We start from the raw sequence: 26,278 nt of genomic DNA on the forward strand, positions 1-26,278 counted from the left end.
TTCATCTTACATCGCGGGGGGCTTCATGCAACCCGTCCGCCTCGCCGCGGCGACCACCAGGCCGGCGGCCGCGAGCGCCACGAGCGCCGCTCCGGCAAAGAGGACGGACATGGACGTGTGATCGTAGAGCAGGCCGCTCGCGGACATCCCGAGGACGTTGCCGACGCCGTAGGCGGCCGATCCATAGATCGTCTGCCCGCTCGCCCGCCGCTCGTCGCCGAACAGCCGATAGGTGTGGGTCACGGCCGCCACGTGGAAGGCGGCGTACGTGGCGGCGTGAAGCGCCTGCGCCACGGCCATCGCCAAGGGCGCGACGCTCGCGGCGCAAATCAGGAAGCGCACCGCCGCCAGCAGAGCCGCGGCCCCCATCACCGGAAGGGTCCCGCATCGGCCGAGGATGCGCGGCATCAGGAGCATGGCCACGATCTCGCAGGCCACCGCGAGACCCCAGAACGCGCCGATCGTCCGGGGGGCGTAGCCGGCGGCTTCGAGATGGATGCTGTAGAAGACGTAGTAGGGGCCGTGCGCCGCCTGCACCAGGACCGCGGCGAGGAGGAAGTACAGGACCGGCGGGCGCCGCAGGAGTCGCCAGAGTCCGACCGCGCCGGCAGGCGGCGCGGCGCGCAGCCTCTCCGGCGGCAGAAGGAGGGCCGCCGGCACCTGGAGCGCGAGGAGCACGATGATCAGGTAGACCGCCGCGCGTTCCCCCAGGCGGCCGATGAGGGGGCCCGTCAGGAGCGCCGTGACGATGAAGGCGAGGGACCCCCAGGCCCGCATCCGCCCATAGGGCGAGCCACCCGTCTCCGCGATCTCCATCGCCGTGGCCTCGACCAGCGGGAGGGCGGGAGCGCGCACCGCCGAGAAGGCGGCGATCACCAGGACGGCCGCCGGGAACGTCCTGACCGCCGTCATCGACGCGAAGGCCGCCAGGGACAGGAGGCTCGACGCGATGACCAGCCCGCGTCTCCAACCCAGCCTGTCGGCCAGCATCCCGCCGGTGAGAGGGGCCAGGGCGATGCTCAGGGGCAGGAGCAGGGTCAGCATGCCGATTTGAGCGCCGGTGAATCCCAGGCCCTTGAGATACAGGTTGAAGTACGGCAGGTAGGCCCCAAGGACGGCGAAGCTGGCCAGGTAATAGAAGCCGAGGGTCAGGGGCGCGGGCAGGGGCATGCGGCTCATACTAAAATAGAAGCGGGTCATCATGGCGGATCCTAGAGAAAGTCGCAAAGCCTTCGCCGCACTCGTGGCGCTTCCGGACGACGCCATCGATTTGGGCCACGCCTCCCTGCTCATCGCGCGCGAGGAGTATCCGGACCTCGACGTGGGGCGGTACCTTTCCAGGCTGGACGGGATGGCCGCCGACATCGCCGGGCGTCTGAAGGAGGGGGATGGCCCGAGAAGCCGGGTCGCCCACTTGAACCGGCTGCTGTTCGAGGAGATGGGCTTCCAGGGAAACCGGGAGGAGTACTTCGACCCGCGCAATTCCTTCCTGAACGACGTCCTGGATCGCCGGATCGGAATTCCCATCACGCTGTCCACCATCTATCTCGAGGTCGGAAGGCGGATCGGCTGCCCGCTCGCCGGCGTCGCCTTCCCCGGGCACTTCCTGGTGCGCCTGGGAGGCGTGCAGGGGGCGCCGGACATCTTCATCGACCCGTTCAATCGCGGCCGGCTCCTGACCGAGGAGGACTGCCGCGCCCTGATCCTCGAAATGTACAAGGGGCAGCTGGAATACCGCCCGGAGTTCCTGAAACGGGCCATGAACCGTGAGATCCTCGAAAGGATGATCAACAACCTCAAGGGGATCTATCAGCAACGACGCGATTTCCACATGGCCCTGAAGATTCAGCAGCTCCTCCTGTGCATCGACCCGGACAGGCCCGATGCGATCCGGGACCGCGGCCTCATCCATTACCGTCTCGCCCTGATCGCGGAGGCGGTCGCGGATCTGGACCGGTACCTGAGACTCGCGCCCGGGGCCCCGGATGCGTCGCAGATCCGCACCCGGCTGGACGAGATGAAGCGCCTGGTCCCGCAGATGAACTGATCCGGGCATTCGGCCGGGCCGCGCATGGAGGAGTCGCTGGTGATCGCCGAGGTGGCCGGCCTGTTCGCCCCGGGCGGTCCCCTGGCCCGGGCGCTGCCATCGTTCGAACCGCGCCCGCAGCAGGCCCGGATGGCCCGCGACGTGTCTGCGGCGCTCGCCTCGGGCCGGCACCTCCTGATCGAAGCCGGCACCGGCATCGGCAAGTCGCTCGCGTACCTGGTCCCGGCCATCCTGTACGCCACGCGCGACCGATCCCTTCCCCAGGCGGAGCGGCGCGTCGTCATCTCCACGCACACGCGCGCGCTGCAGGAACAGCTGGCGCGCAAGGACCTGCCGTTCCTGGAGCGCGCCCTGGAGCCCGCCGGCATCTCCTTTCGTCACGCCCTGCTCATGGGATCGGAGAACTACCTCTGCATCCAGCGCCTGAGCGAGTGGACGCTTTCCGGCGCCGACCTGGTCGATGCGTCCTCCGCGGAAGTGCTCCAGGCCCTCGATCGGCATGCCCGGAGCGCACCCACCGGACTGCGCTCGGAGATCCCGTTCCCCGTGCCGGACGCGATCTGGGAGCGGGTGCGCCGCGATCGCGAGATCTGCCAGGGCGCGCGCGGGCCGTTCTGGGAGTCGTGCCTGTACCGAAGGGACCTGGCCCGCTCGCGCGATGCCGACCTCCTGATCGTCAATCACGCCCTGTTCTTCCTCGATCTCAAGTCCGGAGGGCGGATCCTGCCGCCGCATTCGGTCGTCATCCTGGACGAAGCGCACCGCGTCGAGGAGTCGGTCACGGCGCAGTTCGGGTACAGCGTCTCGGACCGTTCCGTGGGGGGCCTCCTGCAGGATCTCGGGGAGAGAAAGCGGGGGCGTCGGCCCCGGCGCGCCGGCCCGGGTCGCGGCCGTGGCGGGGGCGGCCTGTTCCCCGCCATCGTCCCGCGCCTCGAAGAGGCCGCCCGGGAGTTTTTCGCCGAAATGCGGCAGCTCGGACTGGCCGCGCAGCGCGACGCTCCGGGATCGGGCCCCGAGACGCCGGCGGGGTACGCTCCGATCGCCCGGGTGCGCGCTCCCGGGGCCGTGGCGGATCGGTTGCGCGCCCCGCTGTTCGAGCTGGAGGAGGCCCTGGAGGAGAGGGCGCGCGGCGCCGACCCGACGGAGGCGCTCGTCCTTGGCTCTCTCGGATCGCGCACGCGCGATCTGCGGGAGAGAGTCACGCAGTTCCTGGAGCAGCGGGTGCCGGACGCCGTCTACTGGGTGGAGTGCGCCCCGCGCCAGGAGGGCGCCACCCTGCGCGTCGCGCCGATCGAGGTGGCGCACGTCCTGCGGCCGCGCCTGTTCGAGGACGCCCGCCGGGTGGTGCTGACCTCGGCCACTCTGGCAGCCGGAGGATCGTTCACCCACCTCCGCCGCCGCCTCGGCATCGCGTCGGCCGCCGAGACCATCCTCGGCTCTCCGTACGACTTCGAGAGGCAGGCCCTCCTCTACCTGCCCGCGGCGGTGCCGGACCCCGGATCCGACCCGCACGGGTTCGCGGAGGGAGTCCTGCGCGAGTGCCGGCGGCTCCTCCTCGCGTCGGGCGGAGGGGCCTTCCTGCTCTTCACCTCCTACGCGCTTCTGAGGCGCGTGCACGCGGCGCTCCTGGAGGACCCGGATCTCAAGGGGCTCGAGCTCTTCCGCCACGAGCCCGGGCTGGCGTCCTCCGTCCTCGAGCGGTTCCGCCTCACGCGCCGGGGCGTCCTGCTCGGGACCATGACGTTCTGGCAGGGAGTCGACGTGCCGGGGGACGCCCTGCGCCTGGTCGTGATCACGCGGCTGCCGTTCGAGGTGCCGGGCCACCCGATGGCCGAGGCGCGCGCGGAAGCGATCAGGACGCGGGGCGGGGATCCCTTCCTGGAAGACACGCTGCCGGAGGCGATCCTCACATTCAGGCAGGGGTTCGGGCGCCTCATCAGGAGCCACGACGACCGCGGCCTAGTCGCCGTCCTCGATCCGCGGCTCCGGACCCGTCCCTATGGCCAGATGTTCCTCGAGTCCCTGCCCCCGTGCCGGCAGACCGGCTCGTTCGAGGAAGCCGAGCGCTTCCTGCACCGCGGTCCGGCCGGTCGATCGGTCAGTTGATGCGGCGGGGGCGCCCCTGCCAGAAAGGCTCCCGGAGCGCCTTCTTGTCGATCTTCCCCGAGCCGGTGCGCGGCAGGGCGGCGAGGAGGTCGACCGCGCGCGGGCACTTGTAATGCGCCAGGCGGCCCCGGCAGAAGTCGACGAGGTCGCCGGCCCGCCCCGCATCCCCGCCCACGAGGACGACCGCGGCGCGCACCGATTCCCCCCAGGTCTCGTCGGGAACGCCGAACACGGCCGCTTCCCGCACGTCCGGGTGCTCGTACAGGACGTTCTCGACCTCGGTGCTGTAGACGGTCTCACCGCCCGAGATGATCACGTCCTTGAGGCGATCGACGAGGTGGATCGACCCGTGTCGATCGAGGGTGGCCAGATCGCCCGTGTGGAACCATCCCCCCTTGAAGGCCTCCCGGGTCGCCTCGCTGTCGCGCCAGTAGCCCGGCGTCACCGTCGCCCCGCGCGCGATCACCTCGCCGACGGTGGTGTCGTCGGCGGGCACGTCCGAGAAGGAGCTCGCGCCGTGGGGCTGGACGACGCGCAGGTCGACGCCCCGCGCCGCCCGCCCGGTCCTGGCCCTCAGGCGCATCGCGTCCGGCGGAGGCACGGCAGCCTGTCCGTCGCCCGGCAGGGAGAAGGTCAGGAAGGGCGACGTCTCCGTCAAGCCGTACGTCTGGGCGTAGTCGCAGCCGAGGAGCGAAGTGACACGCGCCACGAGGCCGGGGTCGATCGGGGCGCCGCCGCTCAGGAGGAGGCGGAGGGAGCGCAACGGCCGACCGCGCGACTCCGCCTCGGCCAGAAGTCCGCGCAGCATGGTCGGCACGAGGTTCGTGATGGTCACGCCGTGCGCCTCGATGAGCTCGAAGGCGGCGCCCGCCTCGAAACGCGGCAGGAGGACGTGCGCGGCCCCGGCGGCCGTCGCCGTCCAGACCGCCCAGGCGTCGGCGAGGTGGAACATGGGGGCGGCGTGGAGCCAGGAATCGCTCGGGCCGAACCGGAGCTCTCGAAGCGTCATGTCGACGTGCGCGGCCAGGTTCCCGAGCGTCAGGACGACCCCCTTCGGCCGGCCGGTCGTGCCGCTGGTGTAGTAGAGGTGGACCGCCTCCGGCGCCGCGGCCTCCGCGGCGCCAGGGCCGGCGGCGCCGGTCGGGCCGGCGACCCAGCCCTGCCCGGCCTGCGCGCCGCCCGCGAGCAGCGGCCCGCACAGGCCCGGATCGCCGATCAGGACGCGCGCGCCGCTGTGATCGAGGATGGCGCGCATCTCGCGCTCCGACAGCCGGAGATTCAGCGGCACCAGGACGAAGCGGCGCAGCAGGGCGGCGAAGTACGCGGCCAGGTACAGGTGGCAGTTCGGGAACAGGGCCGCGACGCGGTCCCCCGGGCGCGCGCCCAGGGACTCCAGGTGGCTCCCCGCGGCCAGGGCGAGATCCCTCAGGCCCGGGTAGTCGAAGTGCGAGCCGCCGCAGAAGACGGCCGCGGCTCTCCTCTTCCGGCAGGCGTCATCGAGCAGAGTGAGCGGGTCCACACGGGGATCCTACAACGGCTCAGCCGCGGCGTTTCTTGTCGGGACTCCCGGGGTGATCCCGATCTTTCATGACTTCGTCGAGCTGCGGCTCGACGACCTTTTGATAGCAGTCGGGACAGATTCCGTGGCTGAACTGCACGTCGGAGTGCGCGCCCACGTACTGCTCCACCTGCTGCCAGTAGTTCTTGTCGTCCCGGATCTTCTTGCAGTAGGAGCAGATCGGGAGCAGCCCGCGCAGCTGGCGGACCCGGGCCAGGGCGTCCTCGAGCTCGACGACGCGGACCGCCAGCGCCGCCTGCAGATCGACGATGCGCACGCCGACCTGGACCCGCGCGCGCAGCTCCTCGTGGTCGAACGGCTTGGTCACGTAATCGTCCGCGCCCGCCTGCAGGCCCGCGATGACGTCCTCCTTGCGGCCGCGGGCGGTCAGGAGAATGATGTGCAGCGGCTGCGGATCCGGCCTCTTCCGGGCGCGGCGGCAGATCTCCACGCCGTCGATCTCGGGCATCATCCAGTCGAGGATCGCGAGCCTCGGGGCTCCGGGCGCCGAGATGGCCGCCCAGGCTTCGCCTCCGGCGGTCGTCGTGACCACCTCGAAGCCCCACTTCACGAGCGTGGCCTCCAGCACTCTGCGCGACACCGCGTCGTCTTCGGCGATCAGGATTTTCATGCTGCGTGTTCCTCCGCCAGCCGGACGAGTTCCTTCTTCAACCGGCCCAGCTCCTTCTCCAGAACGGACAGGGCCTGCCTCCCATGAGCCAGATTACCATTCTGCCCGATCTTTTCCAGCTTGAGGGCGGCCGCCCAGACCGTCCTGGCGCCGAAGTTGGCCACCGCCCCCTTGAGCGTGTGGGCCGCCCGTTGCAGCCCCTTGCGATCGCGCGCGGCCAGCGCCTTCTTGACGTCGCGCAGGAGCTGGGGCGAGCTCCGGAGGAAGAGCTCCACGATCTCGGACAGGAGCCGCGTGTCGCCATCCAGGCGGGACATCAGGGCGTCCCGGTCGACGAGGCTCCGCCCCGGCGCCGCCCCCCGGGCGGGCGCCGCCGCCGGTTGTGCCGAGCGCGCGGCGACGACGGCATCCAGGACTTCGAACACCCGTTCGGGCTGGATCGGCTTGGACACGTAGCCGTCCATCCCCGCCGCCAGGCATTCTTCGCGGTCCCCCTTCATGGCGTGGGCGGTCATGGCGATGATCGGCAGGTGCCGTCCGCTCCCCCGCTCCAGGGCGCGGATGGCCGCGGTCGCCTCGAGCCCTCCCATTTCAGGCATCTGCAGATCCATGAGCGCCACGTCGAACGTGTTCGATTTCAGGATGTCGAGCGCCTCCCGTCCGTGGCGCGCGATGGTGACCGTCTGGCCGCGCCGCTCGAGCATGCGGACCGCCACGGCCCGGTTCACGGCATTGTCCTCGACGAGCAGGATGCGGAGCCGATGCCGCTTTTCGCGCAGGGAGTGACGCGTGATCAGCGGGGCGTTCCGTCCCGCCGACGCCGAAGGGCTCAGGACCGTCATCACGACGTCGAGGAGCTCCGAGCGGCGGGTCGGCTTGGTGAGGTAGGCCGCGATCCCCGCCCGGCGGCAGCGCGCCGCTTCGCCCCGCTGCCCCCCGGAGGTCAGCATGATCAGGCCCGTCCCGGCCAGCTCGGGATCGGCATGGATGCTCTCCGCCACGGCGAAGCCGTCCATGTCGGGCATGTTGCAGTCCAGGACGACCAGACGGAACGGCCGCCTGTCCCGCGCCGCCTGCTTGAGTGCGGCGAGGGCCGCCTTGCCGCCTTCCGCCGCCGTGGGCTCCATGCGCCAGCCGCGGAACAGCTCATCCATGATCCGGCGGTTCGTGGCGTTGTCGTCGACCACCAGGACCGGCAGGCCGATCAGCTCCTCCGGCGGCGTGGTCTCGGGCACCCTCGTGTGCCCCTCCTGCAGGCCGAAGCGCGCCGTGAAGTGGAAGGTGCTGCCCCGCCCGACCTCGCTGTCCACGCAGATCCGGCCGCCCATGAGCTCGACCAGCTGGGAGGAGATGGTCAGGCCCAGCCCGGTTCCGCCATACTTGCGGGTGGTCGAGCCATCCGCCTGGGTGAAGGCCTCGAATATGGCGGCATGCTTGTCGCTCGGGATGCCGATCCCGGTGTCCGTCACGGCGAACCGGAGGTGCGCCCGGTCTCCCGACACGGCGTCGGGCTCGACGCGCACCACCACCTCGCCCGTGTCGGTGAACTTGATGGCGTTGCCGACCAGGTTGATCAGGACCTGGCGAAGGCGGCCCGGATCGCCCACCATCGCGTCCGGCACCTCGGGCAGGACGTGGCAGGCGAGCTCCAGGCCCTTGGCGTGCGCCCGCACCGCCAGGATCCGCATCGCCTCGTCGAGGCAGTCGCGCAGGCCGAAGTCAATCGGGTCGAGATCCAGCCGGCCGGCCTCGATCTTCGAGAAATCCAGGATGTCGTTGATCAGGACCATGAGCGCGTCGGCCGAGCTCTTCACCAGGTCGAGATACTCGCGCTGCTCGTGGCTCGGGTGGCTGTCCAGGAGGAGATCGGTCATGCCGATGATGCCGTTCATCGGCGTCCTGATCTCGTGGCTCATGTTGGCCAGGAACTCGCTCTTCGCCTGGCTGGCCTGCTCCGCCGCCGCCTTCGCCTTCTGCAGCTCGAGTTCCGCCTGCTTGCGCTCGGTGACGTCGGAGAAGATGCCGTCGGCGTAGGCTACGCCGTTTTTCTGGTACGACCCCAGCGTCCGGTCGTACAGCCAGATCCATTCGCCGTCCTTGCGCTGGATGCGGTACTCGACTTCGAACTTGCGGTTGCCTTCGAACAGGTCGCGGTACGCGGCGCGCACGCGATCGACGTCCTCGGGGTGGACGCGCCCGAACCAGAGGCCCGGATCGGCGCAGATCTCCGCCGGGGTGAACCCGTAGACCCTCTCGACGTTCGGGCTGATGAACACGGTCCGGCCGACGGAGTCCGAGGTCCAGGTGATGTCCGGTATGTTGGCGACCAGGGAACGGTAGTTCTCCTCGCTCTGGCGGAGCGACTCCTCCGCCCGGCGTCGCTGGATGACCGGGCCGAGCTGCGTGCCCACCTGCGCCATGACCTCGAGCAGCCGGTCGTCCCGGGCCATCATGTCGGGAGAGAAGAATTCCAGCACCGCCGCCACCTCTCCCGCCACGAGCACGGGGAAGCCGAAGGCGGACCGCACCCCGGTGTCGTACGCCACCCTCCCCCTGGGGAAACTCGTCTCCTCCTGGACGTTGGCGATCCAGACGGCCTTTCCAATCTCCATGACGCGGCCCGGCAGCCCCTCCCCCCGCCGCAGAGGCGTCTTCTCGGTCTCCCTCCGGAAGGCCTCGAAGCGATCCGGATTCTCGAGGTGCCAGATCTTCCGGGAGACGAGGACGTCCTGGGCCTCCGGGGAGCGCGCGTAGACGTGCCCGACCGGCCACCCCGTCAGGTTGCAGACGGCGTCCAGGCAGTGCTGCAGAGACTCCTCGATGGTGGAGGTCTCGTTGGCCAGGGCGGCCACGGTGCGCAGCAGCTGGATGTAGGAGACCTGCCGTTGCAGCTCCCGGGTGCGCTCGACGACGCGCCGTTCCAGGGCCTCGCGGGCGGACTCCAGGGCGCGGTCGCGCTCCTGGATCTGGGTGAGCATGTCGTTGAAGCCGTCGATCAGGAGCCCGAACTCGTCGCGGCTCCGGCGCACGGCACGCGCCGCGTAGTTCTTCTCGGCCGCGACCACCCGGGTCGTCCCCACCAGCTCGAGGATCGGGCCGGAGATGACCCCCTGCAGGCGCGATGCGAGGAGCAGGGCCAGGATCGAGGAGGCCGCCATGACCATGACCACGATGGCGGTATAGCGCTTGAGGCGCGCCACCATCACGCTGAGGTCCGACTGGAGGAAGACGGTGCCAATCCGGTCCCGGTCCATCTGGACCGGCGCGAACAGAACCAGGCGGCCCGACTCGAAACTGTAGCCTGCGTCCTCCGGACCCGCCGGGACGGCGCCGGGTGACGTCCCGGCCCTCAGATACCGCGCGAACTGGGCGCCCTGGCTGTCGAAGAGGGCCGCCGCAACGATCTGCTCCTTGGCCGCCAGGGTGGACAGGGTCTCTTCCGCCGCCTTGCGGTCCTTGAAGGACAGGGCCGCCGTGCTGTTGTCGGCGATGATGCCCGCCAGGGCCGACAGCTCGCGCGCCATCTGCTGGCGCATGGTGACCAGCTCGTAGGTCACGAAGGCGAGGCAGGCCAGGAGCAGGGCGGCGCTCGCGGTGAGCATCATCATGAGCATCAGCTTCTGCCTGATCGACATGTCCCTGAAGGCCATCACGGCGCCCCCTGAGCGCGCTTCCGGTCTCGGACCACCTTGCCCAACCTCAGGATCTTCGAGCTGATCGACAGCTTCGATCTCGAGGCCGCATCGACGTTCACTTCGAAGCGCACCATGTTCTGGTCCAGAAGAAGCCCCAGCACCCCTCCGTCCCTGACGAAACGCTCGGACTCGCTGACCGTGAGGACGTAGAGCCCCCGCAGCCGTCCGAGAATGTCCCGCAGGCGCGGCCCCTCCGACCGGCCCAGGAACAGCACGTGACACCCGGCCAGATCGTCGAGGGTCGTCGCCCGTCTGACGGTGACGGGGTGGCCGTTCACTCTTTTCCCTTCGACCACCCGCTCGAGCGCGTCCGCGATCAACTCGTCCCCCAGGACCGCGAACACCATGGGTGCTTCGGGCGCCTCGAACGCCGACTCGGGCCAGTCGACGAACTTGGCGACGGTGTAGATGAAGCTGGCCTTGACGTCCTGCTCGAACAGGGGCGGAGGCTCAGGCTGGGCGGAGATGATCGAGAACGGAGCGCCGAGCAGGGAGACCCAGAGCAGGAACACGGCCGTGGCGGGCAGGCCGCTCCGGCCGCAATCCCCATGCGCCCTTCGGGTTCCGGCGGCGTGGGGCCGTCTGCTTCGTTGCCGCGCCTCGTCGATGCACAGGCATCGGACGTCGTCGCGGCGCCTCGCATCCCGTCCCACGGCGTCCGGAACGCGACCCGGCCCAATACTCGGACAGGCTCCTAGCCGATGGCGGCGCGCCACCCACGGACGCAAGGACTCTCCAGCGAGGCGGCGGGCCGTTCGGGTCCGGGTGAGCCAATCCGCCTCTCCTCCCGCGACTTACGGGTCCCGGACGATGGCGGCAAATATAGGGCTCCGGTACTCGGCCGGCAATGACGCGGCAGGGAGCCCGTCCGAGCAAATGGCCGGCTCCTGCGCTATACTCCGTCAAAAATCTGCCCACTCGCCCCCCACTGAAGAGGGCGAGGGGTTTGCCTGCCCTCCAGGAGGGACGGAATGCCCAGGACGGAGTTTGTCACCAGGAACGCGCTTCGACTGACGCTCCAAGGCGCCCGACTGATGATGGCCGCGGCCGTCCGCAAGGCCCAGTCGATCAAGGTACCCATGGACATTGCGGTGGTGGACGACGCCGGTCACCTGCTGGTGTTCAATCGGATGGATGGGGCCAAGCTGAGCAGCATCGACATCGCCATCTCGAAGGCCTGGACGGCGGCCTGCGCCCGCCGCCCCACGCACGAGTATGCCGAGATCGCGGGGCCCGGACGGCCGGCGTTCGGCATCCACGTCAGCAACCATGGCCGCTTCATGATCGTGGGGGGCGGTCTTCCCGTGTACCTGGACGGTCAGATCGTCGGCGGCATCGGGTGCAGCAGCGGCACCATCCAGCAGGACCGCGAGGTCGCTGCGGCCGGCATCAACGTGCTGGCCTCCCGGACGCGAAGGCGGCGGCGCTAGGTGCCTGTCCAGGTGTCCGGGCAGGCTCCTAGCCCTCCCACATTTCCCGGAACATCTCGATCGACCCGATGGCATAGCCGGCGTAGTGGTTGTTGAAGTAGCCGTAGACGGTCACGCCCCGATCGAGGATGCCGCGGATGGCGGGGATCCATCTCCCCAGGTCACGCCGCCGATCGACGATCAGGCGGTCCCAGCGCGTCGTCTTCGTCTCGATCCCCTTCCGGTCACCCAGCCAGCGGATGTAGGCAAAATCGGTCGTCAGGATGCCGTCCATGCGCATGAGCGCGTCCACGCCGAAGAACCACGGGTGGTCGATGAGCGCCAGCGCCACCCGGTGCTGTCGCAGGATGCCGATCAGGCGCCTGGTGACGAAGCTCTTGTTGCGCACCTCGACGGCATAGCGGCGTCCCGGAGGGAGGGACGGCAGGAACGTCTCGAGGCGATCGATGAACGGGTTCGGGTCCGGGAAATCGTCCTTGCGGTAGTAGCGGAATTGCAGCAGCAGGGGGCCGAGCCGGTCGCCGAGCCGGTCCATGACGCGCAGGAATTCATCGCGCTCGGAGGCGCAGTCGAGCAGGAGCTTCTCGTGGGTGATGACCTGCGGGAACTTGGCCGCGAACAGGAAGCCGGGGGGCGTGCGATCCCGCCACGCGTCGACCATCCGCGCCGTCGGAATGCGGTAGAACGTGGCGTCCACCTCCACCGTGTCGGCGTGCTTCGCGTAATGCTCCAGGTAGCCGGAGGGCGGCGTGCCGGGCGGATAGAAGACCCCCTCCCAGGACGGGGCGCTCCAGCTCGAGGCGCCGATGCGCAGCCGCGCGTCCATGGCGTCGCGATTCCCCTTCGCGATCAGGCGCGGGCCGGAATCGTCCGTGCCTCGAACTCCTCGATGGCCGCCCGCAGCTCTGTATCGAGCGGCCGGGTCTTCCTGAGGGCATAGTCGTAGAGGGCCTGCACCGTCCGGCCCTCCGCCACCACCCGACCGGACGGCTCGTCCCTGAGCCGGTACTCGAAGGTGAACGAGGATCGTCCGAACGTCCCGACGCGGATGTCGCAGACCAGCGCGTCCTCGACCGTGGCCGGGCTCCTGAAATCGCATTCGGCCCGCGCCAGGATGTAATCCAGGGCCCGCCGGGAGCGGATCGCCGGAACGGCCCGCCAGTACGCGATGCGGGCGTTCTCGAAATACGTGAAGAACACCGCGTTGTTGACGTGTCCCATGCTGTCCATGTCGCGGAAGCGCACCTCGATCGGCACCGTCAGCGGGTACCCGTCCTCCGTCCGGGCGCTCACCACATCGCCGCCCCGCCGTCGATGTTGATCGACTGGCCGGTGATGCCCGCGCCGGCGTCGGACGCCAGGAACAGGGCCAGGCGCGCGACTTCCGCCGGCGTGATGAAGCGGCCCAGCGGCACGCGCGACTCCGCCCGGCGGCGGAACTCTTCCGGAGGGACCCCCTCCCCGGCGGCGCCGTCCCTGATTCCCTGTGCCGCCATGTCGGTGTCGACCCAGCCGGGGCACAGGGCGTTGACCGTGATCTGCCGCGGGGCCAGCTCGAGCGCCAGGGCCCTGGTGAAGCCGATCACCCCGTGCTTGCTGGCGCAGTAGGCGGCGTAACCCGGCACACCGAACTTGCCCAGTACGGACGACAGGTTCAGGACGCGGCCGCCGCCTCCCGTCGGCATGTGGCGCACCGCCTCGCGCGTGCAATAGTAGAGTCCGGTCAGGTTGGTGGCGAGAATCTCCTGCCACTTCGCCTCGATCCGATCGTCCATCCCCGGCTCGTCCGCCGGGGCCAGCGGCGTGGTGCCCGACACGCCGGCGTTGTTGACCAGGATGTCGACGTGGTCCCAGACCTCGACGACGTTGCCGATCATCACCTCGACCTCGTCCTTGTCCTTGACGTCGCAGCGGAACGGCACGATGCGGTGGTCGCCCGTGTTCAGCTCCGCGGTCAGCGCCTGGAGGTTCTTCGTGTTGCGGGAGGCGATGGCGACGCGCGCCCCTTCCCGGTAGAACAGCTCCGCGATCGCCCGCCCGATACCGCGGCCGCCGCCGGTCACGACCGCGACCCGACCCTGAAGCACCATCCTGTCCTCCTTGGGAGCCTAGGCCGGCCGCATGGCCCGCCAGATCAGGCTCCGGCGCTCGAATTTCAGGAGGCCGTCCTCCCGAAAGACCCGGAGCCCGCACCGTTCGTTTCCAACCGCCGCCTCCATCATCAGGCGTGCCCGGTCCCGTTTCTCCCGGGCCGGGAACGCACGGTCGATCCATTCCTCGAAATCGATCACGAACGCCAGGGGCGCCGACTCGAAACCGATGAGCCCCGCCCCGGCGGCCAGGTCCGCGAATTCCCCGAGGGTGAGCGTCCTGACGTGCGAGACGTCCCGCAGACGCTCGATGGTCTCGTAGTAGTCGCGCGCCTGCGGCTCGTCCGGGGCGCACATGTCCTCGACGATCGCCCGGCCCCCGGGGCGCAGCACGCGCGCGATCTCCCGGAGCACCGCCCGGGGATCGGTGAAATGGTGGCATGCGTTGCGGCAGACCGCCAGGTCGAAGGCGGACCCCGCGAAGGGCAGCCGCTCGACGTTGCCCTGCACGTAGCATCCCCCGCGCTGCACCGCCTCGCGGATCATCTCCCGGGTCAGGTCGATGCCCGCGGCCAGGAGTCCGGCGCGCTCCAGGGCGCCGGTGACGATCCCCGGCCCGCACGCGACGTCGAGGGCCCGCTCCCCCGGCCGCGGCCCCACGAAGTCGACGAGCCGCGACAGCCGCAACGGGTCGGTCTGCAGCGGGCTCTTCGAGTAGGCCTGCGCCTGGCGCGCGAACGCGCTCTGCGCCGTGGACGGACCGATCGTCCGTGACTTTTCGTCGTCCACCTGTCCCTCCTCGAGCATTCTAACCCCAGACCTCCGGGCGTCGCCGGCACGGCCTGGCATGCTATACTTTTTTCTTCCTATGGACAGAACCTCGATGGGACGGCTTCTCGGCACGCTTCTGATCCTCCTCCCGACCGCCCTCGTCGCGGCGGGGGATCCGCCTGCTCCTCCACCCGCCACGAAGACCGGGGCGGGAGAGGGACCGGCCGCCGCCCCCGGGGCGGATGAAACACTGACGGTCGAGCTGCACTCCGGGATCCCCGGCATGGCGTTCATCGGCCAGTCGCTCGACGATCTCCTGAAGAAGTTTCCCGGCGCCGACGTCACGGCGTTCGCCGGGCAGGATGACGCGGTCACCGTGAAGGTGCCGGCCGTCGGGATCTCCTGTATCGCCGTCGGCGCTCCCGACAGCCTGAAGGTCGCGTCGGTGGGCTTCAACCTGGAAGGGGCGTACGAGGGGATGAGCGAGGGACATTTCAGGACAGGCAAGGGGATCGGCAAGGGCTCGACGGTCAACGACCTGCTCGAGGCCTACGGTCCGCCCATCGATCTGATGTCGGCCCGCCCTCGCGGCGTGGCGCCCCGGGCGGACGCGAACGTGGATCCGTCCGTGCCGCGCAAGTATCAGTACGTCAACGAGAGCGGCTCGGTCCGGACCTATTTCTCGGTGGAGAACTACCGCGTGACCCGGATCGTGGTCAACGAGCTCGCGCCGCTGGAACGGCACCTGCTCAAGGGGCGCCCGAAGAACTGACGTCATCGGCCCCCGGCCCCGGTGCGTTCCTCCCCAGGCCCTTCCAGAGCCAGAGACCCGACCCGGCAGTCGCCAGGATGGCCGCCGAGACCAGGTAGGGGTACGTGGGGTGGGGGCCATACAGCGACCCCGCCACGATCGGCCCCAGGATGCGACCGGCGGAGTCGAACGAATCCATGATCCCGATGGCGGCCCCCCGGCCGCGCGTCGTCCGCTTGGTGATGAGCGAGGCGTTGGTCGGCCGCATGACCTGGTTGCCGACACCGCTGATCAGCAGCGCCGCCGTCAAGCTGATGCGCCCCGACGCCGCGACCACGAGCAGAAAGCCGAGCGCGTTGACCAGGAGCCCCGCCAGCATCACGTTCTCCTCCCCCATCGCCTGGATGAGGCGACCCAGCAGGACCCCCTGCACCAGGAAGACGGCGGTCCCCATGAACAGGAACATCGTTCCCATGTCGTGCGCGCCGTAGCCGAAGCGCGCCTGGATGAACAGCGGGAAGATGGACTCCAGCGCCGCCATGGCGAAGGTGACGAAGAACGCAACGAGATAGAACGGCAGGAGCGGGCTCCCCAGGGCGCGCAGCGGCCACGACCGGCGCGCCGCGGACTCGATGGAAATCGGCGTTTCGGCGAGGGCCTGCAGCACGGTGGTCACGCCGTCCGCCTCGGGCGCCGGACCGGCCGGGGTCGCCCGCGTCCCCAGGCTCTCGCGCAGGAGCACGGCGGCCAGCAGGCAGGTCAGCAGATTGAGCGCCGCGGCCGCCAGAAACGGCACACCGTGCCCGAAGCGCGACAGGATGCCGCCGAGGGCCGGCCCGAAGATGAACCCGAGCCCCATGGCCGCGCCGAGATATCCCATCCCTCGGCCGCGGCTCTTGTCGTCGGTCACGTCGGCGACGTAGGCCATGGCGGAGGGGAGCGCCGCCGAGGACATGAGACCCGACAGGGCGCGCGCGGCGTACAGCATGGGAAGCGTCGAGGAGATCCCGTACAGCGCCAGGCCGGCCGCGTTCCCCAGCAGGCCGAGGAGCAGGACCGGCTTGCGGCCTGTGCGATCGGACAGGCGCCCCCAGAACGGCGCGCAGAGAAACTGCATCAGGGAGTAGAGCGTGAACAGCAGGCTGATCTGGAACGAGGACGCGCGGAGCGCCTGGGCCTGGTAGGCGATATTGGGGATGATGATCCCGACGCCCAGCATGAGGAGGAACAGCGTCAGGAAGAGGACCGCGAGCGCCCGCCCGTTCAGCACGTCGTCTCCGTTTCACGCTTGAGAGCAGCCGATGATAGGGAGCGAGGTCCCGCCTGTCAATCGCGCCAGGAGCGTGTCCGGGCATTCGGTTGGGCGGCGTTCCGGGGTTGCCGGAGCGGCGCGCGGGCGGTAGACTCCGGCCCTCATGCGGAGCCAATCCAGCGACGACGTCATCGTGGTGGGCGGCGGGATCATCGGCCTGTCGATCGCGCGCGAGGCGGCCCGATCCCGGCTGCGCGTCCGGCTGTTCGAGAAGGGGGAGATCGGTCGTGAGGCCTCGGCGGCGGCGGCCGGTCTTCTGGGCCCGCAGATCGGACTCGCGGGGGGCGATCCGCTGCAGGCCCTCGGCCTCGCCAGCCGGGATCTCTATCCCGGGTTCGCGCGCTCCATCGCCGCCGAGAGCGGTCTCGATCCCTGCCTGCTCGAGCGGGGGACCGTGCTCCTGCCCAGAGACGCCGGCGAGATCGAGGCGATCGACCGCCAGGCCGCCTTTCAGCACTCGATCGGGCTCCCCGCGGAGCGAGTGAGCGGCGAGGCCTTGCGGCGACTCGAGCCCTCCCTCCATCCCGGCCTGACGGAGGGTCTCTACCTGCCGCGCGACTGGAGCGTGGACAACGTCCTCCTCGTGCAGGGACTCGGCCGGGCGGCCGCGCGCGCCGGGGCCCGCCTCGTGGAGAGGACCCGGATCGATCGGCTCCTGGTCGAGGGGGGCCGCGTCGCGGGGGTCGGGGCGGGGGGCGAGACGTTCCATGCCGGCACGGTCGTGATCGCCGCGGGCGCCTGGACGCAGGAGATCGGCGGCGACGGCGTTCCTCCTCTGGCATCCCACCCGGTGCGCGGCCAGATCGTCTGCCTGGGGCCGTCGGCGGCACCGGCGCGTCCGCTGTATGCCACGGCCTGCTACCTGGTGCCCCGGCAAGACGGGCGGATCCTGGTCGGCAGCACGATGGAACGCGTCGGTTTCGAGAGGCGGGTCACGGCGGCGGGCGTGACCACACTGACGGCGGCGGCGATCGCCCTGGTCCCGGCCCTCCGGGAGGCGCCGTTTCACTCCGCCTGGGCCGGCCTGCGTCCGGCCTGCGAGGACGATCTCCCGGCCATCGGCCGCGGCGGCGCGCCGGGGCTGATTTACGCCTGCGGCCACCTGCGGAACGGCATCCTGCTGGCCCCGATCACGGCGCTCGTCGTCGGCCGGATCCTGCGCGGTGAGGATCCCGGGTTCGACCTCGCCCGCTTCGATCCGCGTCGCTTCACGGCCGCGGTGGGAGGACAGGAGGCCGGCTGAAGGCCGGTGACGGGACGCGCTTCCGCGATCAGCGGCTCTGGCCGACCCGGCTGGCCTTGAGGCGCCGTTCGTGCTCGGCGAGGAAGTCCTTCTTGAGCCGCTCCACCATCTCGGGGCGCCGGTCGTACAGCCGCTTCAGCTTGCGCGGCTTCACGCGCGACAGCACGTAGGCCGTGAGGAGCGGCCCGGCAATCGTGCTGTCGGCGTAGACCACCACCGAATCGGTGAGCCGGTCGGGATCGATCTTCCCCCAGGAGACCGCCTCGGACGGCGTGGCGCCGGACAGCCCGCCCGTGTCGGCCCGTGCGTCGGTGACCTGGATGAAGTAGTCGTGGCCGCGATCGGTCAGGCCGAGGATCTCCTGGATCTGCGGCTCGGTCTGCAGGACGAAATTCTTCGGCGACCCGCCCCCGAGCATCAGGATGCCGCTCTTGCCGTCCCCCTGCTTCGCGGCGTACACGATGCCGGCCGTCTCGTTCACGTCGAGCGACACGTCGATGCGCGGTCCGGTCCCCCGCATGGCGAGCTCCGCGATGTTCATCCCGATTGAGGAATCGCCCGGCGACGAGACGTAGCACGGCACCCCCGCGCGGTACGCGACGGTGAGGACGCAGGTGTCCTCCACGCCCATCTCCTTCTCGCGCGCCGCCAGGTACTTGCCGAGCAGGTAATGCAGCTCGGCGGTGGACATGTCCCTGGCGAACGGCTTCTCCGCCATGATGGCGCGCAGGTAATTGTCGGTGTCGAGCAGGACGTTGTAGTCGAACAGGATGTCGTAGATGCGGATGATCCCCTCGCGGCGCAGGAGCGTGTCGTCCACGTCGTGCGCGCCCCGGTGCAGCGACATCCCGAGCCCGTAGTGCGTGTCGTGGTAAAGGTTCGCGCCGGTCGAGACGATCCAATCGATGAAGCCGGCCTTGATCAGCGGAATGATGCAGGAACGGCCGACGCCGGCCGGGGTCAGCGCGCCGGACAGGCTCAGGCCGACGGTGACGTCCTCGTCCAGCATCCTCTCGCTGAAGAGGCGGCAGGCTTTCTGAAGGCGCCCGCCGTTGTAGGCCAGAAAGGTCTCGTCGATCAGGCGATCGACGGGCATGCCGCTGCGGATCGGATCCGGATAGATTCTCTGGCCCGAAAGAAAGGTTTTCTTGTGAGCCATCCCCATCCTTGCTGTTCGGTGATCCAGAGCGAGAGAGCGGGTGTTGCGGAAGGATGATAGCACGCGCGAAAAGCGCCGCGCAATATCGGGAGGCGCGAGAGGGGCGTTTCCGCGCCGGGGCCGGCGGCGTTCCGCCGGCCGCGACTGGACGTCACCCGGAGCCGCGACGGCAGGGCTGCGACTAACCCGAGAACGACGTGCCGCAGCCGCAGGTTGACTTGGCGTTCGGGTTGACGAAGGAGAACCCCGTGCCGCTGAGTCCGTCGCTGAAATCCAGGGTCGTCCCGTTGAGGAAGAGCGTGCTCTTGCTGTCCACGATGATGCGGACCCCCTTCTCTTCGTAGACCTTGTCCCCCTGCGCGGGGTCCTTCTCGAAGTTCAGCTTGTACGACATGCCGGAGCAGCCGCCTCCGACCACCGCGACCCTCAAACCGTGGCCGAGAAGCCCCTCCTTCTCCATGATCTTCCTGATCTGTTCCGCCGCCTTGTCCGTGACGTGAATCATCGTTCCTCCGTGTCTCCCTTGAGTCCGTTCATCATGCCGATCCCCGCGCCTCGCCGCGCGCCTCGACGTACATCGGCGAGATGGATCGCAGCCGGCGCACCGCGCCGTCCACGCGCTCCACGACCTCGTCCACCTCCTCCCGGGTGTTGAAGCGTCCGAGACCGAAGCGGATGGAGGTGACCGCCTGCTCGTCCGTGCGGCCCATGGCCCGCAAGACATGCGACGGCTCCTTCTTCGCCGAGGTGCAGGCCGACCCGGACGACACGGCGATGCCGTCCAGGGCGGTCATCAGCGACTCCCCCTCGACGTGGGCGAAGCTGAGGTTGAGATTGTTCGGAAGCCGGTCGACCGGGTGGCCGTTCAGCAGGACATCGTCGAGCCGCCCGACGATCCCCTGGTGCAGCCGATCGCGCAGCGTCCGGATGCGCCGCGACTCCTCCGGCATCTCGGCGAGCGCGATCTCGGCCGCCGTGCCGAAGCCGACGATGCCCGGGACGTTGAGCGTCCCGGAGCGCAGGCCGCGCTCGTGTCCGCCTCCGAGCAGGATCGGCTCCAGGACCACGCGCGGGTTCTTGCGGCGCACATAGAGCGCGCCGACCCCCTTGGGGCCGTACACCTTGTGCGCCGACAGCGACAGGAGGTCGACGCCGGCCGCCTGCACGTCCACGGGAACCTTGCCCGCCGCCTGGGCCGCATCGCTGTGGAGCAGCACGCCCCTCTCCTTGCAGATGCGGCCGATCTCCTCGAGAGGATGCAGTGTGCCGACCTCGTTGTTGGCGAGCATCAGGGAGACCAGCACGGTGCGATCGCCGATCGCCCGGCGCAGGTCGTCCGGGTCGACCCGGCCGTGCTCGTCGACCGGCAGGACCGTCACCCGCGCGCCGCGGGTCCTGAGCCTCTCGATCGGATCGAGCACCGCGTTGTGCTCGGTGGCCCCCGTGACGACGTGGTCGCCCCTGGCGCGCAGCGCCTCGAAGACTCCGAAAATCGCCAGGTTGTTCGACTCGGTGGCCCCCGAGGTGAAGACGATCTCCTTCGGGTCGGCGCCGATCAGGCGGGCCAGCCGGGTGCGCGCCCGCGTCACCGCCTCTTCCGCGCGCCACCCGAAGACGTGCGTGCGCGACGCGGCATTGCCGAACTCGCGATCGAAGAACGGCAGCATCGCCTCGACGACCCGCGGATCGACGCGCGTCGTCGCGTGGTTGTCCATGTACACCGCCATCCACGTCATGTGCCGGACTCCTTGAGGGCGTCCAGGTCGCGGAGCGTCGTCCGACCCAGCACCTCGGCGATCTTCTTCTGCACCTCCAGGACCGGGCGGCCCCCGTCGCACCACCCTGCCCGGCGGCACTGCGCCGACGACTCGTGCGGGCAGCGGCTCCAGACCGGCCCCTCGATCGCCTCGATGATCTCCCGGATGGTGATGTCGGCCGGCGGCCGGGCGATCTGGTATCCCCCCTTGATGCCGTGATGCGAGGCGACCAGTCCCTTGCGCGCCAGTCTCTGGAGCAGCTTGGCCATCACGGCCGGCGGGACGCTGTAGCGTGCCGCGATCTCCCGCGCGCTCCGGTACGCTCCCGGCGGCGCCGCGCACAGGTGCTGAATCGCCAGGAATCCATAATCGGTGCGCCGGGACAGCTTGATCAAGATCGCCTCTCAGCTGAGCCGCGCCCGCCCTTGGACGCGCTCAAGAATCGAGAACATATCCGACATGTATCGTCGTATATTACGTGGCGCTGAAAGGCCTGTCAAGCGCGGAGCGGCGGGGCGGGCGGGGCAGGCGCGTCGCGCTGAATCCTGCGGCTCTTGAGGTTCCGGAAGGCCGCATCCTGGTGGACAGGATAGGCCGCGCCCAGGTCAACCCAAAGCTTGAGGACTGTACCCTTGGCCGCGCCCGTCATTCGGCAGGTCGCCCGGATGGAGTTCCCTTCAATAGCGTCGCGACTACCTGAGCCCTCTTCTCTCTTGTCAGCTTGTTCATGCACTAAGCATGCTTGAGCTGTCAAGGAAAGTCAAGCAGCATTTGTAGCGAAATATCATTTGACTTCCTACTTTGTATTGAATAGTATCACTACGAAATATCTATTTAAGGGATATAACGCTATGCTATTCAACACACCAAACCTAACCGCGAAAGACTTGGAAGTTGTTGCAAGAATTGATGATATCAAAAAACGCCTTGGCGTAGCAATTCGCGCTCCAAAGCGATGGATAGGTCTGCTGGCCAGGACCGCACTGGCAAAAGCCATCCAAGGGTCAAACAGCATCGAGGGTTACAACGTATCGATGGACGATGCCATCGCGGCGGTTGAGGGCGAAGAGCCTTTGGATGCAAAGACAGAGGAATGGCTTGCGGTGACTTCCTACCGCAGGGCTATGACCTACGTATTGCAACTCGCGTCAGACCCACACTTCGCCTATAGCAACGCAGTCATCAGAAGCCTGCACTTCATGATGCTTGAGTATGACCTTTCAAAACATCCCGGCGGCTGGCGGCCGGGGCCTATCTTCGTCAGGCGAGAAGCAACGGGAGAAATAGTCTATGAGGGACCACAGGCCGACGAAGTGCCAGCTCTCATGGAAGAGCTCGTCGAATCACTGCGAAAGGCAGACGCAGTGCCCGATCTGGTCACGGCGGCAATGGCTCACCTGAACCTAGTAATGATTCATCCTTTTTCAGATGGAAACGGAAGGATGGCACGCTGTCTACAGACGCTTGTTTTGGGTCGGCTTGGCGTTCTGGCCCCGGAGTTTTCTAGCATCGAAGAGTATCTAGGGAGAAACCGCGAGGCTTACTACCAAGTGCTGGCCTCCGTTGGCAGTCCAACATGGGCTCCTGACAGGGACGCGCATCCGTGGATTCGGTTTTGCATGAGCGCGCATTTCCTCCAGGCTTCACGAGTCCTTCGCAGAACAAAAGTCCTGGATCAGTTGTGGAGCGCTTTCGAAGAAGAGACGAAAAAGCACAAATTGCCAGACAGATGCATCTTGGCTCTTCTTGATGCAACGTTCAGCGGTCGGGTTCGAAATCCAACCTATCGGAAAATGGCTGACATTTCCGATCAGGTAGCTGGCAAGGACCTTAGAGAATTAGTGCGTACTGGACTGCTAATCGCAGAGGGGGAGAAGCGAGGGCGCTCCTATGTAGTTTCAGATGCAGCCAAGAAGGCATCTGCACGTATCAAGATTCCAAAAATCATCGAAGACCCCTACGCTGAAGACACCGCATATCTGCCAGGGATCGCGCCAGAAGTCCTATGACTTCCTAGACCATCGTGCCTTTGCCGCCACCCTGGCGATGGCCTTCCTCTTCTTGGCGCTAAGCCGCGCCGCCCTTGCCTTGCCGCCCTTGAGACCGCCAAGCCGTCCTAAAGCTACCGCCGCAGGGTTCTTTTCCCTGGGCGGGTCGGATGTGGCTTCCTGGACGATGGATGCGGCCAGCTGATTTGGGTCTGTCGGCTTTCTTGAGCGGTTAGGCATGCCTCATGGTAGCATGAGTTCAACCATCCAAGGGGGAATCAATGAATCGGCACGGCGGCCTATGCGCGTTTGGACTATTCATGGCGATAGCATTCGGCAGCGTTCACGCGGCTGAAACCGAGCTAGAAAAACCGAAAGCGGTGAAGGACGGAGGGGTTTATGAGTTCTGCACACCCGATCCATCAAGACCGGCCGTTGGTCGGGACCTATACCAAGCGCTGTGCATCGCCTATCTGAGAGGATACGTCGACGGATTAGACATATCGTCAACGAAGATGGCGATGCTCACGTGTCTGCCGCCAGAAGGTGTGCGTGGCGACGTTCTCCAAGCGATAGTTGTCAAATGGCTCCTTCAGAATGAGTCTAGAGTTAAAGGGCAACTTACAACAGGCAAAATCGCAGTCATCGCAGCACTGTTAGAGGAATACGCCTGTCCTGACGCCACCAACAAGTCAAACTGACCCACTACCGGGAGGAGCGGCGGCTTGCGTGTGCCGCTTCGCATGATAGGAGCTGCGCACGAGCGGCCCCGCCTCCACGTGGCGGAAGCCGTGCCGGAGAGCCTGGTCCCGCAGCTCGGCGAACTCGTCGGGGGGGTAGTAGCGGACGACGGGAAGATGGGAGAGCGTCGGCCGGAGATACTGGCCGAGAGTCAGGATCTCGACTCCGGCCTCGGCCAGCGCGGCGAACGTCTCCAGGAGCTCGTCGCGCTCCTCTCCGAGACCGACCATGAGCCCGGTCTTCACCAACGGACGCGGCGCCTGATCTCTCCAGACGACCGCCTGGCGCAGGAGGCCCAGGGAACGCTCGAAGTGCGACCCCTGGCGCGCCTCCGGGTAGAGGCGGGGCACCGTCTCGATGTTGTGGCTGAAGGTGACCGGGCCCTCCGCCAGGATCGCGTCGAGCGGCCGCTCGACCCCGCGGAAGTCGGAGGTCAGGACCTCCACCTCGCATTCGGGGTTGCGGGATCTGACGGCGCGGATCACCGAAGCGACGTGCCCCGCGCCGCCGTCCGGCAGGTCGTCCCGGTCGACCATGGTGAGGACGGCGTGCTCCAGCTCCAGATGGCGCACCGCCTCGGCGACGTGCTCCGGCTCGTCCGGGTCGACGGCCCGGGGGCGCCCCGTGGCCACCGCGCAGAAACCGCAGCGCCGGGTGCAGGTGTCCCCGAGGATCATGAACGTGGCGGTCCGGTCGCCCCAGCATTCGTAGATGTTGGGGCAGCGGGCCTCCTGGCAGACGGTGTGGAGCTTCAGGCCCTGCACCATGCGGTGCAGGTCGCGGTAGTTCTCCCCGGTGTCGAGGCGAATCTTCAGCCAGGGGGGCTTCGGCCCCGGCAGCTCCGTCCGTGGCAGGCCGGACATCAGGCCACCTCGGTGAGGGCCGGTTGCGCCGGGATCGCACCCGGCAGGGACGGAGGCTCCATCTCCCGGCCGAAGACCTCCCCGAACACCGGCACGATCGCCGCGGCGACCTCTTCGAGAGGGGTGGCGCGCCCGAGGAGGCGCTGCATCGAGGTGACGGCGCCGCCGCGGAGACCGCACGGGACGATCAGGCCGAAGCGGGCGAGGTCGGTGTTCACGTTCAGGGCGAAGCCGTGCGTGGTCACCCAGCGCGACAGGTGCACGCCGATGCTGGCGATCTTGTCCGACCCGACCCAGACACCGGTGAGCCCGGGGACGCGGCCGGCCGTTACGCCGAAGGCCGCCAGCGCCCGGATCAGGACCTCCTCCAGATCGCGCAGGTAACGCGCCACGTCGCGCCGGTCCGGGCTCAGGTCGAGGATCGGATAGCCGACGAGCTGCCCCGGCCCGTGGTAGGTGACCTGCCCGCCGCGATTCGTCTCGCGCACCTCGACACCCAGGGACTCCAAGGTCGCCTGGTCGTGCAGGACGTCCACGCTCCGGGCGTTGCGGCCCAGGGTGATCACCGGCGGGTGCTCGAGGAGCAGGAGGCGCTCCACCCTGCCGCCGTCCTTCAGGAGGCGGGCGCAGCTCTCCTGGAGGGCCGCCGCCTCGGCGTACCCGACACGTCCCTCGTACGAATGCCGGCAGAGGCGCATCAGACGATCTCGGCGAACTTCCCCTGCTCCAGCGTCGCCTTGATGTGGGCCATGAACTGGTCCGCCACGGCGCCGTCGATCAGGCGGTGGTCGAACGACAGGGCCAGGAAGACCATCGGGCGGATGCCGATGGCGTCCTGCACCACGACGACGCGCTTCTCGATCACGCCCACGCCCAGGATCGCCACCTGCGGCTGGCTGATGATCGGCGTGCCGAAGAGGCTCCCGAAGATCCCGGGATTGGTGATGGTGAACGTGCCCCCCTGGACGTCGTCCGGGGCCAGCTTCTTGGTGCGGGCGCGCTCGGCGAGGTCGGCGACCACCTTGGCGATGCCGGACAGGCTCAGGTCGTCGGCGTGCTTGGCGACCGGCACGATCAGCCCCCAGTCGAGGGCCACCGCGATGCCGATGTTGATGTCCCTCTTGTAGACGACGTTGTCCCCCTCGATCGACGCGTTGAGCTCGGGAAACGCCTTGAGCGCCTCGACCGCCGCCCGCACCATGAACGGCGTCGGCGTCAGTTTCACTCCGTGGCGCTCCTGGAACGCCTGCCGATGCTCCTCGCGGAGGCGCATCACCCGGCTCATGTCCACCTCGAACACCGTGGTGACGTGGGCGGAGGTCCGGCGGCTGGCGATCATGTGCTCGGCGATCTTCTTGCGCATCGCGGTCATGGGCACGACCGACATCCGCTGGCCGGGCGCATAGACTGGTGCGGGGGCCGCGGAGCGCGGCGCGGCCGGGGCCGCCGTGGCGGGCGCGCCCGCGGGCATCGCCGCCGCGGAGGCGCCGCCCCCTTCGATCGCCGCCAGGATGTCCTTCTTGGTGACCCGGCCGGAAACTCCCGTTCCCGCAAGCCGCGCGATGTCGACGTGGTGCTCCTGGGCGATCTTGCGCACCACCGGAGACGAGCGCACGCGACGCAGGTCCTCCACGGTCGCCCCGGATCCGGTGAGACGCGATGCCCTTGGGATCTCGCCGCCGGCGGAGGCGCCCGCCGTCCAGGAACCCGAGGCGGCCGGACCCTCGGGGGCCGCCGGTTGCGGGGCGCGATCGCGTCCATCGGACGGGCCCCCGGGCGTGGCCGGCGGCTTCGCCGCGGCAGGCGGCGGCTGCTTGGCGGCGGGGGCCGCGGCCGGCGGGGTCTTGGCCCCCGCGGACGGAGCGGCCGCCTTGCCCGCGCCGGCCGTCGCGCCGGCCTCGGTCTCGATCTGCGCCACCACGACGTTGATCGGAACGGTCTGCCCCTCCTGGACCTTGATTTCCACCAGCGTCCCCGCGGCGGGAGACGGGATCTCGGCGTCCACCTTGTCGGTGGAGATCTCGAAGATCGGCTCGTCGCGCGCCACCTTGTCGCCGGGCTTCTTGAGCCAGCGGGTGAGGGTCCCCTCCGCGATGCTCTCCCCCATCTGAGGCATGATGACGTCTACCCGCATGG

24 protein-coding genes are annotated in these 26,278 nt (G+C 68.7%); 7 read left to right on the plus strand and 17 right to left on the minus strand.

The window, feature by feature from the left end; all coding sequences use genetic code 11:
* Positions 1-6 precede the first annotated feature (6 nt).
* On the minus strand, positions 7-1,170 hold the full coding sequence (locus VGV60_07840; GenBank protein ID HEV8701165.1) for an MFS transporter: 1,164 nt from the start codon (positions 1,168-1,170) through the stop codon (positions 7-9).
* Positions 1,171-1,201: 31 nt separating this feature from the next.
* Here VGV60_07840 and VGV60_07845 point away from each other — a divergent pair, with 31 nt between their 5' ends.
* Together VGV60_07845 and VGV60_07850 are read left to right on the plus strand one after the other, a co-directional pair.
* A complete protein-coding gene (locus VGV60_07845; protein HEV8701166.1) occupies positions 1,202-2,047 on the plus strand; it encodes a tetratricopeptide repeat protein in 846 nt (281 codons plus the stop codon).
* Between the two features lie 24 nt (positions 2,048-2,071).
* Complete coding sequence (locus VGV60_07850; protein HEV8701167.1) at positions 2,072-4,153, plus strand: helicase C-terminal domain-containing protein; 2,082 nt, start codon at positions 2,072-2,074, stop codon at positions 4,151-4,153.
* Here VGV60_07850 and VGV60_07855 read toward each other — a convergent pair.
* The 4 genes from VGV60_07855 to VGV60_07870 are packed head-to-tail and all read right to left on the minus strand — an operon-like array spanning position 4,146 to position 10,690.
* Positions 4,146-5,672, minus strand: coding sequence for an AMP-binding protein (locus VGV60_07855; protein HEV8701168.1), 1,527 nt, complete (start codon positions 5,670-5,672; stop codon positions 4,146-4,148). The two genes, VGV60_07850 and VGV60_07855, sit on opposite strands and share 8 nt — an antisense overlap.
* Before the next feature lie 19 nt (positions 5,673-5,691).
* On the minus strand, positions 5,692-6,342 hold the full coding sequence (locus VGV60_07860; protein HEV8701169.1) for a response regulator transcription factor: 651 nt from the start codon (positions 6,340-6,342) through the stop codon (positions 5,692-5,694).
* On the minus strand, positions 6,339-9,992 hold the full coding sequence (locus VGV60_07865; GenBank protein ID HEV8701170.1) for a response regulator: 3,654 nt from the start codon (positions 9,990-9,992) through the stop codon (positions 6,339-6,341). The genes VGV60_07860 and VGV60_07865 overlap by 4 nt, the downstream gene beginning before the upstream one ends.
* On the minus strand, positions 9,992-10,690 hold the full coding sequence (locus VGV60_07870; GenBank protein ID HEV8701171.1) for a YfiR family protein: 699 nt from the start codon (positions 10,688-10,690) through the stop codon (positions 9,992-9,994). The genes VGV60_07865 and VGV60_07870 overlap by 1 nt, the downstream gene beginning before the upstream one ends.
* Positions 10,691-11,008: 318 nt before the next feature.
* On the opposite strand from VGV60_07870, the gene VGV60_07875 reads away from it, so the two are divergent.
* Positions 11,009-11,467 carry a heme-binding protein gene (locus tag VGV60_07875; GenBank protein HEV8701172.1) on the plus strand — a complete coding sequence of 153 codons (459 nt, stop codon included), beginning with the start codon at positions 11,009-11,011 and terminating at the stop codon, positions 11,465-11,467.
* 28 nt (positions 11,468-11,495) lie between these two features.
* Here the strand turns inward: VGV60_07875 and VGV60_07880 are convergent, their stop codons facing one another.
* From VGV60_07880 to VGV60_07895, 4 genes are read right to left on the minus strand one after another with little or no spacing between them, the layout of a single operon-like run.
* Entirely contained in the window at positions 11,496-12,293 is a 798-nt protein-coding gene (locus VGV60_07880; protein HEV8701173.1) for a DUF72 domain-containing protein, read from the minus strand.
* A gap of 23 nt (positions 12,294-12,316) precedes the next feature.
* On the minus strand, positions 12,317-12,760 hold the full coding sequence (locus VGV60_07885) for a thioesterase family protein (protein HEV8701174.1): 444 nt from the start codon (positions 12,758-12,760) through the stop codon (positions 12,317-12,319).
* Positions 12,757-13,557, minus strand: coding sequence for an SDR family NAD(P)-dependent oxidoreductase (locus tag VGV60_07890; protein ID HEV8701175.1), 801 nt, complete (start codon positions 13,555-13,557; stop codon positions 12,757-12,759). The genes VGV60_07885 and VGV60_07890 overlap by 4 nt, the downstream gene beginning before the upstream one ends.
* Positions 13,558-13,575: 18 nt before the next feature.
* Complete coding sequence (locus VGV60_07895; GenBank protein ID HEV8701176.1) at positions 13,576-14,346, minus strand: class I SAM-dependent methyltransferase; 771 nt, start codon at positions 14,344-14,346, stop codon at positions 13,576-13,578.
* Between the two features lie 94 nt (positions 14,347-14,440).
* Between VGV60_07895 and VGV60_07900 the strand changes: the two genes are divergently transcribed.
* A complete protein-coding gene (locus VGV60_07900) occupies positions 14,441-15,100 on the plus strand; it encodes a hypothetical protein (protein HEV8701177.1) in 660 nt (219 codons plus the stop codon).
* On the opposite strand, the gene VGV60_07905 is transcribed toward VGV60_07900, so the two are convergent.
* Complete coding sequence (locus VGV60_07905) at positions 15,078-16,349, minus strand: MFS transporter (GenBank protein ID HEV8701178.1); 1,272 nt, start codon at positions 16,347-16,349, stop codon at positions 15,078-15,080. The genes VGV60_07900 and VGV60_07905 overlap by 23 nt on opposite strands.
* Positions 16,350-16,494: 145 nt before the next feature.
* Here VGV60_07905 and thiO point away from each other — a divergent pair, with 145 nt between their 5' ends.
* Complete coding sequence (gene thiO, locus VGV60_07910) at positions 16,495-17,634, plus strand: glycine oxidase ThiO (protein HEV8701179.1); 1,140 nt, start codon at positions 16,495-16,497, stop codon at positions 17,632-17,634.
* A 28-nt stretch (positions 17,635-17,662) separates the two neighbouring features.
* Here thiO and speY read toward each other — a convergent pair whose 3' ends face one another.
* From speY to VGV60_07930, 4 genes are all read right to left on the minus strand, one after another.
* Positions 17,663-18,793 (minus strand): deoxyhypusine synthase, encoded by a 1,131-nt coding sequence (gene speY, locus VGV60_07915; GenBank protein ID HEV8701180.1) that lies wholly within the window; start codon positions 18,791-18,793, stop codon positions 17,663-17,665.
* A 181-nt stretch (positions 18,794-18,974) separates the two neighbouring features.
* Entirely contained in the window at positions 18,975-19,298 is a 324-nt protein-coding gene (locus tag VGV60_07920) for an iron-sulfur cluster assembly accessory protein (GenBank protein HEV8701181.1), read from the minus strand.
* A gap of 31 nt (positions 19,299-19,329) precedes the next feature.
* Entirely contained in the window at positions 19,330-20,529 is a 1,200-nt protein-coding gene (locus VGV60_07925; protein HEV8701182.1) for a cysteine desulfurase family protein, read from the minus strand.
* Positions 20,526-20,945 carry an Rrf2 family transcriptional regulator gene (locus VGV60_07930; GenBank protein HEV8701183.1) on the minus strand — a complete coding sequence of 140 codons (420 nt, stop codon included), beginning with the start codon at positions 20,943-20,945 and terminating at the stop codon, positions 20,526-20,528. Before VGV60_07930 ends, VGV60_07925 begins: the two co-directional genes overlap by 4 nt.
* Positions 20,946-21,401: 456 nt before the next feature.
* Here VGV60_07930 and VGV60_07935 point away from each other — a divergent pair, with 456 nt between their 5' ends.
* Both VGV60_07935 and VGV60_07940 read left to right on the plus strand, forming a co-directional pair.
* Positions 21,402-22,559, plus strand: coding sequence for a Fic family protein (locus VGV60_07935; protein ID HEV8701184.1), 1,158 nt, complete (start codon positions 21,402-21,404; stop codon positions 22,557-22,559).
* 299 nt (positions 22,560-22,858) lie between these two features.
* Positions 22,859-23,239, plus strand: a complete 381-nt coding sequence (locus VGV60_07940) for a Rap1a/Tai family immunity protein (GenBank protein ID HEV8701185.1) — start codon at positions 22,859-22,861, stop codon at positions 23,237-23,239.
* Here the strand turns inward: VGV60_07940 and lipA are convergent.
* The 3 genes from lipA to sucB are packed head-to-tail and all read right to left on the minus strand — an operon-like array spanning position 23,231 to position 26,276.
* On the minus strand, positions 23,231-24,142 hold the full coding sequence (lipA, locus tag VGV60_07945) for a lipoyl synthase (GenBank protein HEV8701186.1): 912 nt from the start codon (positions 24,140-24,142) through the stop codon (positions 23,231-23,233). The genes VGV60_07940 and lipA overlap by 9 nt on opposite strands.
* Positions 24,142-24,840 (minus strand): lipoyl(octanoyl) transferase LipB, encoded by a 699-nt coding sequence (gene lipB, locus VGV60_07950; GenBank protein ID HEV8701187.1) that lies wholly within the window; start codon positions 24,838-24,840, stop codon positions 24,142-24,144. The genes lipA and lipB overlap by 1 nt, the downstream gene beginning before the upstream one ends.
* A complete protein-coding gene (gene sucB, locus VGV60_07955) occupies positions 24,840-26,276 on the minus strand; it encodes a 2-oxoglutarate dehydrogenase, E2 component, dihydrolipoamide succinyltransferase (GenBank protein HEV8701188.1) in 1,437 nt (478 codons plus the stop codon). Before sucB ends, lipB begins: the two co-directional genes overlap by 1 nt.
* Between the last annotated feature and the right edge of the window lie 2 nt (positions 26,277-26,278).

It is taken from the genome of Candidatus Polarisedimenticolia bacterium, assembly GCA_036001465.1.
Classification (GTDB): domain Bacteria; phylum Acidobacteriota; class Polarisedimenticolia; order Gp22-AA2; family Gp22-AA2; genus Gp22-AA3.

Coding starts and splice junctions, on each gene's coding strand:
- VGV60_07840 (HEV8701165.1), bottom strand. CDS start 1,170: ATGCCCCTGCCCGCGCCCCTGACCCTCGGCTTCTATTACCTGGCCAGC.
- VGV60_07845 (HEV8701166.1), top strand. CDS start 1,202: ATGGCGGATCCTAGAGAAAGTCGCAAAGCCTTCGCCGCACTCGTGGCG.
- VGV60_07850 (HEV8701167.1), top strand. CDS start 2,072: ATGGAGGAGTCGCTGGTGATCGCCGAGGTGGCCGGCCTGTTCGCCCCG.
- VGV60_07860 (HEV8701169.1), bottom strand. CDS start 6,342: ATGAAAATCCTGATCGCCGAAGACGACGCGGTGTCGCGCAGAGTGCTG.
- VGV60_07865 (HEV8701170.1), bottom strand. CDS start 9,992: ATGGCCTTCAGGGACATGTCGATCAGGCAGAAGCTGATGCTCATGATG.
- VGV60_07875 (HEV8701172.1), top strand. CDS start 11,009: ATGCCCAGGACGGAGTTTGTCACCAGGAACGCGCTTCGACTGACGCTC.
- VGV60_07880 (HEV8701173.1), bottom strand. CDS start 12,293: ATGGACGCGCGGCTGCGCATCGGCGCCTCGAGCTGGAGCGCCCCGTCC.
- VGV60_07890 (HEV8701175.1), bottom strand. CDS start 13,557: ATGGTGCTTCAGGGTCGGGTCGCGGTCGTGACCGGCGGCGGCCGCGGT.
- VGV60_07900 (HEV8701177.1), top strand. CDS start 14,441: ATGGGACGGCTTCTCGGCACGCTTCTGATCCTCCTCCCGACCGCCCTC.
- thiO (HEV8701179.1), top strand. CDS start 16,495: ATGCGGAGCCAATCCAGCGACGACGTCATCGTGGTGGGCGGCGGGATC.
- speY (HEV8701180.1), bottom strand. CDS start 18,793: ATGGCTCACAAGAAAACCTTTCTTTCGGGCCAGAGAATCTATCCGGAT.
- VGV60_07920 (HEV8701181.1), bottom strand. CDS start 19,298: ATGATTCACGTCACGGACAAGGCGGCGGAACAGATCAGGAAGATCATG.
- VGV60_07925 (HEV8701182.1), bottom strand. CDS start 20,529: ATGACGTGGATGGCGGTGTACATGGACAACCACGCGACGACGCGCGTC.
- VGV60_07935 (HEV8701184.1), top strand. CDS start 21,402: ATGCTATTCAACACACCAAACCTAACCGCGAAAGACTTGGAAGTTGTT.
- VGV60_07940 (HEV8701185.1), top strand. CDS start 22,859: ATGGCGATAGCATTCGGCAGCGTTCACGCGGCTGAAACCGAGCTAGAA.
- lipA (HEV8701186.1), bottom strand. CDS start 24,142: ATGTCCGGCCTGCCACGGACGGAGCTGCCGGGGCCGAAGCCCCCCTGG.
- lipB (HEV8701187.1), bottom strand. CDS start 24,840: ATGCGCCTCTGCCGGCATTCGTACGAGGGACGTGTCGGGTACGCCGAG.
- sucB (HEV8701188.1), bottom strand. CDS start 26,276: ATGCGGGTAGACGTCATCATGCCTCAGATGGGGGAGAGCATCGCGGAG.